The 13,656-nt window shown below is 43.4% G+C and carries 11 protein-coding genes and 1 riboswitch; of the genes, 10 read left to right on the top strand and 1 reads right to left on the bottom strand.

The window, feature by feature from the left end; translation table 11 throughout:
* Nucleotides 1-372 precede the first annotated feature (372 nt).
* The 5 genes from AC1MBV_RS06010 (at nt 373) to AC1MBV_RS05990 (ending at nt 4,378) form a co-directional block, all read left to right on the top strand.
* A complete protein-coding gene (locus tag AC1MBV_RS06010) occupies nt 373-828 on the top strand; it encodes a VanZ family protein (RefSeq protein WP_480947829.1) in 456 nt (151 codons plus the stop codon).
* Nucleotides 825-1,160: a hypothetical protein gene (locus tag AC1MBV_RS06005; RefSeq protein ID WP_480947828.1), complete on the top strand. Its 336-nt coding sequence runs from the start codon at nt 825-827 to the stop codon at nt 1,158-1,160. The genes AC1MBV_RS06010 and AC1MBV_RS06005 overlap by 4 nt, the downstream gene beginning before the upstream one ends.
* 137 nt (nt 1,161-1,297) lie before the next feature.
* Nucleotides 1,298-1,402: riboswitch (SAM riboswitch) on the top strand.
* A 148-nt stretch (nt 1,403-1,550) separates the two neighbouring features.
* Entirely contained in the window at nt 1,551-2,696 is a 1,146-nt protein-coding gene (locus AC1MBV_RS06000; protein ID WP_480947827.1) for an amidohydrolase, read from the top strand.
* Between the two features lie 32 nt (nt 2,697-2,728).
* Nucleotides 2,729-3,421, top strand: coding sequence for a PIG-L deacetylase family protein (locus tag AC1MBV_RS05995; protein WP_480947826.1), 693 nt, complete (start codon nt 2,729-2,731; stop codon nt 3,419-3,421).
* 267 nt (nt 3,422-3,688) lie between these two features.
* Nucleotides 3,689-4,378, top strand: coding sequence for a ribulose-phosphate 3-epimerase (locus AC1MBV_RS05990; RefSeq protein WP_480947825.1), 690 nt, complete (start codon nt 3,689-3,691; stop codon nt 4,376-4,378).
* A gap of 336 nt (nt 4,379-4,714) precedes the next feature.
* Here the strand turns inward: AC1MBV_RS05990 and AC1MBV_RS05985 are convergent, their stop codons facing one another.
* Nucleotides 4,715-5,839 (bottom strand): IS4 family transposase, encoded by a 1,125-nt coding sequence (locus tag AC1MBV_RS05985; protein WP_480947824.1) that lies wholly within the window; start codon nt 5,837-5,839, stop codon nt 4,715-4,717.
* Nucleotides 5,840-6,026: 187 nt separating this feature from the next.
* Here AC1MBV_RS05985 and AC1MBV_RS05980 point away from each other — a divergent pair, with 187 nt between their 5' ends.
* The 5 genes from AC1MBV_RS05980 (at nt 6,027) to AC1MBV_RS05960 (ending at nt 13,625) form a co-directional block, all read left to right on the top strand.
* Nucleotides 6,027-7,100, top strand: a complete 1,074-nt coding sequence (locus AC1MBV_RS05980; RefSeq protein ID WP_480947823.1) for a M42 family metallopeptidase — start codon at nt 6,027-6,029, stop codon at nt 7,098-7,100.
* A 603-nt stretch (nt 7,101-7,703) separates the two neighbouring features.
* A complete protein-coding gene (locus AC1MBV_RS05975; RefSeq protein ID WP_480947822.1) occupies nt 7,704-9,305 on the top strand; it encodes an SH3 domain-containing protein in 1,602 nt (533 codons plus the stop codon).
* 334 nt (nt 9,306-9,639) lie between these two features.
* The gene (locus AC1MBV_RS05970) at nt 9,640-10,794 is read left to right on the top strand and encodes a PucR family transcriptional regulator (protein WP_480947821.1); all 1,155 of its coding nucleotides are present in this window, start codon (nt 9,640-9,642) and stop codon (nt 10,792-10,794) included.
* 120 nt (nt 10,795-10,914) lie between these two features.
* Nucleotides 10,915-12,285: an aminotransferase class III-fold pyridoxal phosphate-dependent enzyme gene (locus AC1MBV_RS05965; protein ID WP_480947820.1), complete on the top strand. Its 1,371-nt coding sequence runs from the start codon at nt 10,915-10,917 to the stop codon at nt 12,283-12,285.
* 113 nt (nt 12,286-12,398) lie between these two features.
* Complete coding sequence (locus tag AC1MBV_RS05960; RefSeq protein WP_480947819.1) at nt 12,399-13,625, top strand: allantoate amidohydrolase; 1,227 nt, start codon at nt 12,399-12,401, stop codon at nt 13,623-13,625.
* Nucleotides 13,626-13,656 lie beyond the last annotated feature (31 nt).

The following is a 13,656-nucleotide window of genomic DNA, read 5'->3' as shown; positions in this document are numbered from 1 at the left end:
TAGACCGAACGTTTGAAAAGTTAGGCCGAATCCATGAAAAAATAGGCCTAATCTAGTGAGAGTTAGACCGAAAAGTAGAGGTTAGGCCGAACCGATAGAAAGTTAGACCGAACACTTGAGAAGTTAGCCCGAATCTGTGAAAAATTAGACCGAACGCTCGAAAAGTTGAACCGAATCTCCTTTTGCTTCGCAGTCGTCTTTACTTTGCACGCATTTTTTTAAAATAATCTAGTTTTTACACCTGGATTCTCTTATCTTCTACCTGATTAATTAAAAACGATTCAGTCTATAAGTTTGACAAATCGTCTTGGAATGACTAACAATACAGACAAGCAGGTTGTGATTTTCTGAGTAATATATAGGAGAGATTTAATGAAACAATTAAAAATTGCTCTCGCTAACATACTTCTAACTTTCTCCATTTTGTTCGTGTTGTATCTGACCTTAATTCCACATGGGATTATTCATACCGGGAACGTTGCCGGGACACCTGTTCAGCATTTTACTATTAATTTGAATCCGCTTGTGATCTTTAAAAATTTTCAATCAGCCTCTCTATTTTATTTTATCGTTGATGATCTTGGGAATATTATGCTGTTTTTACCCTTTGGCTTTTTTCTGGCAATGAGGTATCCGCAGTTCCATTGGGCACATGCCTTGTTTATGAGTGCTCTGTTTTCAGCGACTATTGAATGGATCCAGCTTTTCCTGCCTAACCGTATGACCGATATCGATGATGTGATTCTCAACACAACGGGAGCTGTTTTGGGTTACATGTTCTATCGATTTGTTCAGAGAGAGGAACATAGTGGGCAGGAACAGCGGTGAATGAGCTGAGCTCTCGTCACTGCTTGATTATTGTGGTTAGTGAATTATCTTCATGTATGCCAAGAAGCAATTTCGTTTATCCTGCAACTAGGAATATCATTGCTGCTGACATTACGAAACAGGGAGATGATTTTGTGACCGATGAGGAACTATTGACCGAACTCGGATCAGAGGCAGTGTTGAATTATGAACGAAACACGGCACTTTTTTACCTACTTATGGAGAAAGGGATCATCACACAGGAAGAATTTGACGAGAAATTCAAGACCATCCACGAACATTTCGAAGACCACTTGAAAGGAATCTTCGGAGATGATGTAGAAACTGAGTGATTGTCGAACCACCGGCATCGATTGATTTAAAAAAATGGGTGAACTTTAATTCAAAAAAACAAATCGCATAAAAATAGTATGAATTAGTATTGACTCTTCAATGGAACTCTCGTAAGCTTTAAACATCAACTAAATAATTCTTATCTAGAGTGGGGGAGGGACCGGCCCAATGAACCCCGACAACCAGCATAGAAAACTGTGTATGGTGTTAATTCCGGCAGATTTGATCTGAGAGATAAGAAAAGTACAATCGGACGGCAATGGCGACTACTTTTCTTGTGCTCTAAGAAAAGCAGTCGCTTTTATTTTTCTAGGTGTGCTGTTTTTACAAAAAGCAGCAATATAAGAACTTAAGGTTTCTTCAAAAAATCAGTTATGAGGGGTAATAAGATGACTCAATATGAATTAGAAAGTGGGATAGAAAAGTCAACCTTAGCTTTATTTCAGTGGTTTCATCGACATCCCGAACTTGCCCTTGGTGAATTTGAGACGACAAAGAAGATTAAAGCAGTGCTTCAAGAGCACAACATTGACATTTTATCCAATCCAATGGATACAGGGGTCTTTGCGAAGATTGGCGGAAAAAAACCAGGCAGTTTGATCGCGCTGCGAGCGGACATTGATGCACTGCCGATTAATGAGGAGAGTGGTTTGGCCTATTCATCGGAACATTCAAATCGGATGCATGCATGCGGTCATGATTTTCACCTAACCAATTTACTGACGACAGCGATTGAATTAAAGAAAATTGAAGATCAGTTAAACGGAAGCATCTTACTTATTTTTCAGCCGGCTGAAGAGGTGGATCATGGGGCGGACCGAGTTGTAAATACAGGGATATTAAATGGTGTCGAGGCGATTTTCGGACTGCATGTTAATCCAGAACTGCCAACAGGTGTTGTTGGGGTCAAAACGGGGAATTTTAATGCCGCAGTGGATCGCTTTTTTGTTACGTTTCATGGGAAGGGTACGCATGCCGCTCATCCTGAAAGCGGGGATGATGTGATTGTGGCAACAGGTGAATTTATTGTTGCCGCTCAGACCATTGTCAGTCGAAATGTCAATCCGTTTGACCCAAGCGTGGTTTCAATCACACATCTTGAATCCGGAAAGACTTGGAATGTGCTGCCAAACACGTCGCTGCTTGAAGGAACCGTTCGATCCTTTGATAAAAAGGCGAGAGAAAAAATAAAAATGCGTTTGCAGAAAGTAGCAAGCGGCATTGCCGCCACTAACGAGGTCACGAGTGAATTCCAATGGGTGGACGGTGCTCCGGCCGTGGTCAATGATCAACAATTAACAAAATTCGTTGAAACGGTTGCCTTAAAAAAACATTTTGATGTTGTGCATCTAGAAGCAAGTATGGGTGGAGAAGATTTTTCTTGCTATCAACAGATCATACCGGGTACTTTTTTTAATGTAGGTGTTGGGTCAGCATATCCGGTTCATAGCAGTAAATTCAAGGCAGATCCTAAAGCATTTGAGACTTCCATACCTCTGTTTGTTGCCTTGGTGAAATCCTATTTGGAAGGATAGGCGCAGAATTACGCCAGCAAGGAGGAAGAGAGATGGGAGTCGAAGAGAAAAAAGCGATTGTTTTCATTGCGCATCCGGATGATGAAACATTTATCGGTGGCACGTTAGCCAGGTTGGTACGACAAAAAAATAGGGTTCTTGTTGTGATCGCGACAAATGGTGATAAGGGGACACATGATCGGGCGCAGACACCTGAACAAGTGACAACTATTCGACGGACTGAAATGGCACTTGCTGCCCATGTACTCGGGATTACGGTGAACTGGCTTAATTTTTCTGACGGAACTCTGTTTGCTAGAGAAGCACAACTCAAAGAGAAGGTGTTTCGGAAAATCAGATTGGAGCGACCGGATATTTTGATTACGTTTGATCCCTTTAAAAAATATGATGTTCATTCCGATCACATTACGATTGGGCGTGTTGCTTCAGAGGCCGGTTATTTGGCGGACGGCTTTTGCTATTATCCCGAGCATCTGGAAGAAGGCATTGAACCTTCAAAGCCGCAGGAAACTTATCTTTTCAACGCCGATGACTCTAATTATTCGGTAAATATTCGTGAGACATTCCATTTGAAAGTTCAATCGGCGGAGCAGCATGTCAGTCAGTTTGGTAGTGGCTCCTTTAAAGAACAGCTTCTGCATCGAATTCGTCTGGAAGGCGGCAATGAACAGAATCTGTATCTTGAATCTTTTCATAAACTTTATTATAGTGATCTTTTGATTTAACGTAATTTGCGATAAGTCTCTTCCTTTTATTTGTTATCCGCAGTCGAATGGATGCTTCATTTAATGTTCAGAGAGAGAAACATAGTGGACTGGCCAGGGGCAATTAATTTACCACATCCAGTTCTGAACGCCTCTGCAAATAAATAAGTGAAGAAAAAATGAAAGCGCTTTACTATGAGGGCTTTTTTATGCTACTCTTTGAGTAGGTTCAATGAGAAAACAACCACACAACTCCGCCATAGAAGCTCTTTGAAAGGAGAATGAACAATGCAAAGAAAACTTTATCCTTCAATGATGTGTGCTAATTTTAATCATCTGTCGGAAGAAACACGATTGCTGTCGCAATCGGCAATTGACGGGTTCCACATGGATATTATGGATGGGGCTTTTGTCCCGAATTTTGGGATGAGTCCGGAAGACTTTAAAACAATTTCAGATCACACAAACAAATTGCTTGATGTCCATCTGATGATTTATCATCCGGAAAATTATGTGGAAAAGTTTATTGAATTAGGAGCAAGACGCGTTTACTTTCATCCAGAAGCAACGCCGCACGCATCCCGAATTATTAGCCAAATTAAGCGGCTCGGTGCAGAAGTCGGCATTGCAATTAATCCTGGGACGTCCGTTGATTTTGTCAGTGAACTTTTACCGCTTGTTGATCAAGTGTTGGTCATGACTGTTAATCCGGGCTTTGCTGGTCAGGAGTATCTTGAATTTGTCACTGAAAAAATTAAACGATTGAATAAACTTCGCCAGTCCTGTCACTTTGAAATTGTTGTTGATGGGGCAATATCTTTAAAAAAGATTCAAGAATTGAGTTTGTTTGGCGTCACGGGTTTTGTACTCGGTACTTCTGCTCTTTTTGGAAAGAGGGAAAGCTACGGAGAAATTATTGATTCAATAAAACAGTTTCAGGAAGCTGCTGTTTTCAATGGAACAGATTTGTCTTGCTGAATGAACCTGTTGTTTTTGAACGTAAAATGCACCCGCTTTAGCGGAATTGTAACAGAATTTCATTCCCTTTTTCCACATCCTCTATTTAATAATCCCCAAAAAACAACTGAAGATGTTGTGTTCACTTGAGACGCCAAATGACCATTAGCGTCCTTTTATTTTTATGAAGGATTATACTAGCGTTGCATAAACATATTGATTTCTTTTTGCCAAAATATTCAGATGATTGATTTCTCTGGCGTGATTAAAAAAGCCAACGAGTCCCTAAAAGGTGCTCCATTCCATTTTTACAATATTATCCATTTGTTCCAGAGTGACAGGTTTTTGTGGTCTCTTTTAAGTCTTCACTTTCTCTTTCCTTGTCCGGAACTGAAGACGATGGAGCCATTTTTTCGCAGGGCTCCAAAGCATCCCTTTGAGCCACCGACTGATCTGCAGCAGGGAAGCACTCGTCTCGAGTTCCTGTTGGACCAGAAGAAATAAGCAGTAGTGAATCAGCGACAAAATGATTTGATTATGAACGGCGGTTTCACTCTGACCATAGAAGGTTTTCAGACGGACATGTTGCTTGAGCCATTTGAAAAAGAGTTCAATCGCCCAACGTTCCCGGTAGATCGTCCCGAGTTCCTCTGCTGGAAGATCAAAACGATTAGTGATGATCCGGATGGTTCGTCCCTGATCATCCTGAGACACGATCAGGCGAAAGAAGTTGTCCGCCTGATGAAGCGGATCACCCAGCAGGATCATCTGGTCTGACTGAATCGCCCCATCTTCTGGAACCGCATAGCTGCGAATAGTTTGCGTGACCGCGTTCTTCTTCAGACGAGAGGCAAAGAATATGCCATTATCCGAGAAACGGTCGAAGGCCTTATAGTCGATGTAGCCGCGATCAAAGACATACATGGCCTCCTCATCGACCAAGGCATCCAGTTCCTCACGGTCATGAACCTGAGCTGACGTCAGGATCGCTTTTTCCGGAAAGACCTGTCCCTTGCCCAGGAACACGAGGCGAAGGTGCAGCTTCACTCCTGCTTTTGTTTTTCGGAACTGTGCCCATGGGAATTGGTTCGGGTTCATGGTGATCGTCGTGGAATCAACGATTTTCAATAACCTTTTCGAATCCGGTACAGGTTTTCCTTTCATCTTGGCAACGAGTTCTAAGAAGAGCATCATCAAGAGTTGGGGATCCACCGTGTTATTCTTTCTTGAGAGCTGAGCGGCGCTGATTGAAGAAAGTCCTGTGACCCGTTGAAGATGTTGATTCAGGACACAGTCCGACAGAGCGCGCAGGCTGTCTTCTTTATGAAGCTGAGCATAGAGAAAGAGCAGGATATAAGCCTTGGTGGTCAGCTTTTTCACGTATTTATCTGCCTGAGTCTGATTCAGTTTCTGTTCCAGGTGTCTAAAATTAATTGGATTTAACCATTGTTCAAAGGATGAAAGTCGTGTATTCTTATCCATAGTCGAGTCCTTTATTTGGATTTGGATAGGAAACACCTATCCTTCCATAATAAAGGATTTTTTTATGCCCTGACCTTCTTAATTTTGAACATTTATAGTATTATGAATCATCACATTTAATTCCTGCAACGTTAGTAGAAGGATTATAATTAATATTAGTTTTGAATTTTATTCAAGGAGCTTAATTATGGACAAAGAGCAGTCATTGAGGTTGATTGAGAAATTATCAAATGCGAATGGTGTTTCAGGCTTTGAGGATGAGGTGGCCGGCATTTTTTCTGATGCTGTACGCCCATTTGGCAAAGTTGTGGAAGACCATATGCGCAATGTGTATGTGAAACGAAATGAAAATTCGGGAAACGGATTGGTTGTTCAATTGGACGCGCACAGCGACGAGGTTGGTTTTATGGTTCAGGCGATCAAGCCGAACGGAATGCTGCGGTTTGTGACAGTAGGCGGCTGGGTCCGGGCAAACATTCCTGCTCATAAGGTGCGTGTGCGCAATCGGGAAGGTGTATATATCCCGGCGATTATTGCCAGCACACCGCCTCATTTTATGACGCCGGAAGAGCGCAATCGTCTGCCGCAGGTCGCTGATATGGTGATCGATGTTGGTGCAACTTCCGCCGAGGAGGCGGCGCGTGATTTTAAAATTGATATTGGTGCACCCGTCGTGCCTGACGTTACCTTTGAGTTTCTCGGAGAAAAAGATGTGATGCTTGGGAAGGCATTCGATAATCGTATTGGGACGGCGGTTATGGCTGAGGTACTTCGCGAGTTGGACGGCACCTCTTTAAATGTGGATGTCGTGGCTTCATTGTCTGCTCAAGAGGAAGTCGGGGAGCGCGGCGCCCAGGTTGCCGTGAAGAAAGTTAGTCCTGATGTTTCCGTTGTCTTCGAGGGTGCACCGGCGGATGATACCGTCATGCCGGATTACATGATTCAGACGGGATTAAAGCGAGGTCCAATGCTGCGTGACTTTGATAAATCAATCATTGTCAATCCGCGCTTTCAAAAGTTTTGCCTGGACATTGCGAAGGAGAAGGGGATCAAGGTGCAGCGCTCCGTGCGAACAGGCGGCGGCAATGACGGCGCAGTGATTAATCTGTATCAAGGTGCTCCGACCGTTGTGATTAGTGTACCGGTGCGCTATGCACATACTCCGTATTGCTTCGTCGCGTATGAAGATTTTGTCTCCGCTGTGAATTTGACCGTAGAAATTCTGAAGTCGCTGGATACAGTGGTTATTGGAGGATTTTAAGAAATAGGATTCTTGGAAGCGGGCCGATTGTGGCCTGCTTTTTTTGCGGAGGGAAGGTGAAAACAGCGTTAACCGCCTATCTGACAGTAGACGGAAAATGCACCACATCGTATCAATGGAAAAAACATTTATAATATGAGGAAAGTTGAGCCGAAGTGAAGGAGTTAGACCGAACGTTTGAAAAGTTAGGCCGAATCCATGGAAAGCTAGATCGAATGCTCGAACAGTTAGACCGAAAAGTGGAGGTTAGGCCGAATCCATGGAAAGTTAGGCCGAACACTCGAGAAGTTAGACCGAATCTAGTGAAGGTTAGACCGAACACTCGAGAAGTTAGACCGAATCCATGGAAGGTTAGACCGAAAGCTCGAAAAGTTGAACCGAATCTCCCTTTGCTGCGCAGTCCATCTTTACTGTATACTCCTTGCATTATTTTCAATAAGGGAAACTTTACATTTTATTCCTGATTTTTGTCAATCATACATAGACGCTAGGACTTTACTATGAGAAAATTAAAACTATATATTTTTGGTTCTTTGGACCTGATGAAATAGAGTTTAAGCTGCAGAAGATTGAAAGTTTATTTGGGGGGAGTCGAAAATACATATGAAAAAAATAGTAACAGGTGCACTGGTTGTGGTGCTGCTGCTTGCGTCCTTTGGCATTCCGTTAGGCGGACAAGCTCATGCGAGCAGTTCATACAGTGCTTACGTCAAAACCTATACACTGAAGGTACGAAATAAAGCGAGTAAAAAATTTAAAGTGCTGCGCACACTGAACATGGGAAATAAGGTAAAAGTGACGAGTATTCATGGTTCATATTCTCGCATCTCTTATAAGGGAACGACCGGTTATGTGCAGTCAAAACATATAAGTAGAACCAAGTTCGGCGCGTACCCTGCTTATGTGACAGCGTACACATTGAAAGTGCGCAGTAAAGCGAGTATTCATTATTCAGTGAAGCAAGTGCTCAGCATGAGCAATCAGGTGTCTGTTATAGGAAAGGGAAACAAATACGCACTGATCAGCGCAAACGGGATAACAGGCTATGTACGGAATCAATGCCTGACGACGACTCCGTTTGCGGCACGTACTGCGTTTGTGACTTCTCCGACATTGAAAGTTCGCGATCACGCAAGCACAAAGTACACGGTACTGCGTACGGCTCGGTTCAGAGATCAAGTCCAGATCACTGGAATGGGCAAAAAATATGCTCAAGTTCAATTTGATAATGCGACCGGATATGTTCAGGCGGCTTATTTAAGCAACACACGTCCGGCGGAGATCAGTTATTTTACGACACAGTATCCATATCCACTTGATGTTGCGGTAAACCGCCAACTCAATGCATCAGCACAGACGGATAATCATTATACGATGTATGTGCCGAAGGACAGTCTTACTTTCGACGGTATTCAGTGGACCGTAAATGGGAATACAGATGTGCGAGGCGGTGCTGATGGGAGCGCGTGGATCGTCAAGCAAGTCAAGCAAGGAGCACAGCTGTCAAATGATTTAGTGAAACCAGTAGATGGAAATGATTCTTGGTTTCAGATTGGTACAAGTATGGGATGGGTCAATGCATCACCGAACGATTTGCGTTCGATGCTCGATCCAAATAGTTTTTCGAATACGTCGCCGGAATTCTATCAATTTCTGAATCTCTCAACGACAACCAGTGTAAATGCTGATGAAATTAATAACAATATTTTAAATGGAAAAGGTATTCTTGCAGGGAAAGCAGCGACGTTCATTCAAGCAGCAAGTGATCAACATATCAATGAAATTTATCTGATCGCGCATGCGTTGCTTGAAACGGGAAACGGCACATCTCAACTAGCCACTGGTCAACTGCAGGGTACGGGAACGGACGGTCAGCTGCATACGGTCTATAACATGTTCGGGATTGGTGCGACCGACGATAATCCAAATCAAGCAGGTGCGGATTTTGCGGCAAGACAAGGCTGGTTTACCCCGGAAGCAGCAATCCTCGGCGGCGCCCAATTTATCGCACAAAGTTATATTAATAGTGCAGCCTATCACCAGGACACGCTCTATAAAATGCGCTGGAATCCGGCGAATACTCAGACGGCATCGCATCAGTATGCGACTGATATTGGTTGGGCCGTCAAACAGGCACGTATCATGAATTATTATTATGGAAAACTTTCCGGCTACACGCTGCGTTTTGAGTTACCAAAGTATTAATCAGATGTAAGAAGCATTAATGTTCATTCACAAGGGCCTTTTTGGCAGATGCATTGCCGGAAGGGCTTTTTTACACCTTGGCGAAAATGAATGATTCATATGTTTTTTCTCAATAGAATCGCTTTTGAAAGCAGGCGTATTCTTTACTTCATATTGGACAGAGTCATGGGTTGGTTATATAGTGATACTATTGATATGTGTAAATTTTTCAATAACTCTGAGAACATTTTCCCCTTCTTATTTCCAATAATCTTTGAGTAATCATGTGATCTGGTGCTTTGCTTTTTAATTAGAATATCTTCTTAATTGTTTCGGATTCAAAGGAGGTTATGTGATGATTACACTTAACCATTTATTTGCGTTGCCTGAACTTGAACCGATTTGTGTTGTCGCCGGTAAAGAGGGGATGAATCGTTTGATTTCCGGTGTGAACGTGATGGAGAGCGACAGCCTTTTCGATTTTTTTAAAGAAGGTGAGCTGCTCGTGACGACAGGCATTAATATGGAAAAAGATGAGCAGAGACTTATGTCGATGATTGTAAATGTCTACGAGCATAAGGCATCCGGTGTGATTCTTAACGTTGGTCCTTACATTCCACATATTCCGGATCAAGTGCTGGAATTTGCAGATGCACATCAATTTCCGGTCTTTGACATGCCGTGGGCATACCGGGTCGCAGATTTTGTGAAAATCACAGTTCAATTTCTTGCTTCGGCGGAGCAGAATCAAGTCCGTTCAAAGCACACGCTGAACGAACTTTTGTTTCATGACGCTCCCGATTATGCCTATGTGTATAAAGAACTTGATCAGCTGGGCATTAAAACCGATCAACTATTTTCGATTATTGTTTGTTCTTTTGATTCTAAAAAGGCACCTACCTCCTCGCTTAGCTATATCGTTGAAGTAACGCTTTCTCGAAAATATCGGCTGCTGCTGTCTATACGTCATGACAATCAGCTAATCTTCCTTGCTGTTCAAATGCGCGGATCAGACCTGCCTCTTGCCTCCCTTATGAAAACCATCAGAAATGGATATGCTCCACAGCTTGGTACACGCCAAATGTATCTTGGCATGGGAAATGAATATCCATTAAAGGAGATCATGAAGAGTTATCAAGAAGCATTATTGGTACTCCGGCTCACGAAGCGTCATTCGTATCTGCAAATCTATGAATATAAAGATTTAGGGGCATATCGTATTATTATGGATGTACAAGAGCCTCGCTTGATTGAAAATTTCTACCAAAACTATTTAGGTGTCCTTTACCGATATGATCATCTACATGAAACGGATCTCGTTCACTTTTTACGAGTCTTTCTTGAGGAAGACGGTCGAACGTCAATGATCGCGCGAAAGGAATTTATCCATCGCAATACGGTCCTCTATAAGGTTAAGAAAATCGAGTCGATTCTCGGTACGGATCTCTGTCATCCATTTGCGAAGACCAATTTGCAGCTGGCGTTTATGATTGAAGACATGATTAAGTAAATGTGCATTTGCCTTGTGCAGATGCACATTATTTTTTGGCTGAATGTTCATTGTATTCAATATTGATAGGTATATCATTATATTATATTAATTCAGAAAATTGATTGGAGATGGCGAGTTATGGAACCGATTGAAGACTGGCAAATCAAGAAAGACGATCAGTTGTATGTCTTGCATTCTTGGTCCAAACAAAAAGACGTCCATCCTAAGATCATTAAGAAGGCAAACGGCATCTTCTTCTGGGATGACACAGGCAAGAAGTATTACGACATGTGTTCGCAGCTCGTTTACCTGAATGTTGGTCACAATCATCCGAGGCTGATGGAAGAGTTCAAGCACATTGGTGAAATTCCGCTTTCATCGCCCGGATTTGCGACTGCTTCAAAGGCAGAGTTGGCAAGGAAGATTATTGAGGTTGCGCCAAAAAACATGGCGAAAGTATTCTTCGCTAACGCCGGTGCTGATTCAAATGATCATGCAGTGAAAATTGCACGCATGGTCACAGGGCGATATAAAATATTCTCCCGCTATCGATCCTACCATGGAGCCACCTTTGGTGCAGGCAATCTTTCCGGTGAAAATCGCAGGTTCACTGTTGAACCTGGGCTGCCGGGGTTTATCAAATTCGAGACACCTTATCTTTATCGTGAATCGATTCATTTTGACAGCGAGGAAGCGGCAGCAGCTTTTTACGTGGACAGACTCAACAGCCAGATTCTGTATGAAGGGCCGGATTCGATTGCCGCAATCTTTATGGAGACAATCCCAGGGAGCAACGGGGTGCTGATCCCACCTAAAGGTTATATGGAAGGCGTTCGCGAGCTGTGTACCAAATACGGAATTTTGATGATTTGTGACGAGGTAATGGCAGGTTTTGGTCGTACGGGAAAAATGTTCGCGGTTGAGCATTTCGATATCGAACCGGATATCATGACGTTTGCGAAAGGTGTCACTTGCGGTTACAGTCCACTTGGCGGTGTGATTGTCAGTCAGGCAATTGCCGACTATTTTGATGATCACGTGCTGATGACTGGATTGACTTATAGCGGGCATACCGTATCCACTCAGATTGGCTGCGCGACGCTGGATATTTATAAGAATGAGCATTTGGTTGAGCATGCGGCAGCAATGGGGGATGTGCTTGCGGAACGGTTGGAGCAGCTTAAGGCGCGTTTTGCCTCGGTCGGTGATGTTCGGCATATCGGCTTATTTGCAGCAGTAGAACTTGTTAAGGACAAGCGGACGAAAGAGCCGATCATTGCTTACGGAATGGATTATGGTAAGGATACGGTTGGCCTGATGAAAAAATTTGTTGGTCTACTTTTGGAACAAGGCTTCTATACTTATTCTCATGAGTCCAGTGTCATGATCGCGCCGCCACTGATCATTACGGAACAACAAATTAATGAAGCAATGGATCTGTTTGAATCTGCACTTGCTGCATTTGAGAACACGTATCTTTTTCCGGATCAGAAGCTGATGACTCCATAAATAGGATCGGTTGTTTCCTAGGGATGAAAGATATTTTTTTTCAATGAAAAATGAAATTTAAACATCATGATGTTCTGTCGTGAAAGATTCTGTTTACCGGGAGGTGATCGTTCTTGCAGGAACAAAAGGTACGTGTCAATGCGGAACGGTTGAAGGAGACTATTGAGCGGTTCGCTGATTTTGGCCGTACGGATCATAACGGCGTGACGCGTTTATCGCTTTCAAAAGAGGATATCGAGGCGCGAACTTATCTCATTTCATGCTGTGAGGAGCTTGGAATGACTGTCAAAGTTGACGACGTGGCCAATATCTACGCCACGATGGAAGGAAGCGAGGTTCTGCCTCCGCTTGTCATGGGTTCTCATCTGGATTCTGTTAAAAAAGGCGGACGGTTTGACGGTGTACTGGGAGTTATCGCAGCATTAGAGGTTGCCAGGACACTTCATGATCATCATATCAAGCCTAAGATTCCGTTCATGCTTGTTGATTTCACAAATGAGGAGGGCGCCCGCTTTGATCCTGCTATGATGTGTTCCGGAATTATAACCGGAAAATTCGACAAATCGAAGATGCTGAAAAGTACTGATTCAAAGGGTGTGACGTTCGGAGAAGCGCTGGCTGCCAGCGGCTATGAAGGAGAAGCTGGCAATCGACTGCAAGAGGCATCAGCTTATCTCGAAATGCATATTGAGCAGGGTCCTGTTCTGGAAAGCGAAGAAAAGACGATCGGGGTTGTCGAAGGCGTCGTCGGTATGGTGAATGAAGAAATTGAGGTATGCGGTGAATCTGATCATGCCGGGACGACGCCGATGAGCATGCGCAAGGATGCACTGTTTGCGGCGACGGATGTTATTACATTGCTTCGCAAGAAACTCAGCAGGCTGGATTCGGATCTTGTTTACACGATGGGGCGGATGCTTGTCTCGCCAAACATTCATACGGTCATTCCAAATCGGGTCACATTCACGCTGGAAGCCCGGCACAAGGATCCGGACGTAGTGGCACAAGTGGTTCAAGCAATCAATGAATTGCCTGATTCAATCGGCGGCTGCTCAATCAAGGCAAAAAAATTATGGGGGCGGGAGACGGTAGCATTCGATCACAAGATCTGCGATCAGCTGGAGTGTTCCGCAAAGGAGTTGGGCTATTCCTACAAAAGAATGTACAGCGGTGCCGGACATGATGCGCAATACATCGCTGATTCCGTTCCAACAGCCATGATTTTCGTACCGAGTGTTCATGGCAAAAGCCATTGCGAAGAGGAATTAACTTCCTATGAAGATTGCGCAAAGGGGGTGAATGTGGCTTTAGATACTGTACTTTCCATAATTATGGGCTAATGATTTCGCACTGATTCTTTTTTTATTCAGC

This window comes from Sporolactobacillus sp. PKPK-6 (assembly GCF_056678885.1).
Note: the sequence above shows the minus strand (reverse complement) of the source record. Positions and strands in the feature narration are given on the sequence as shown.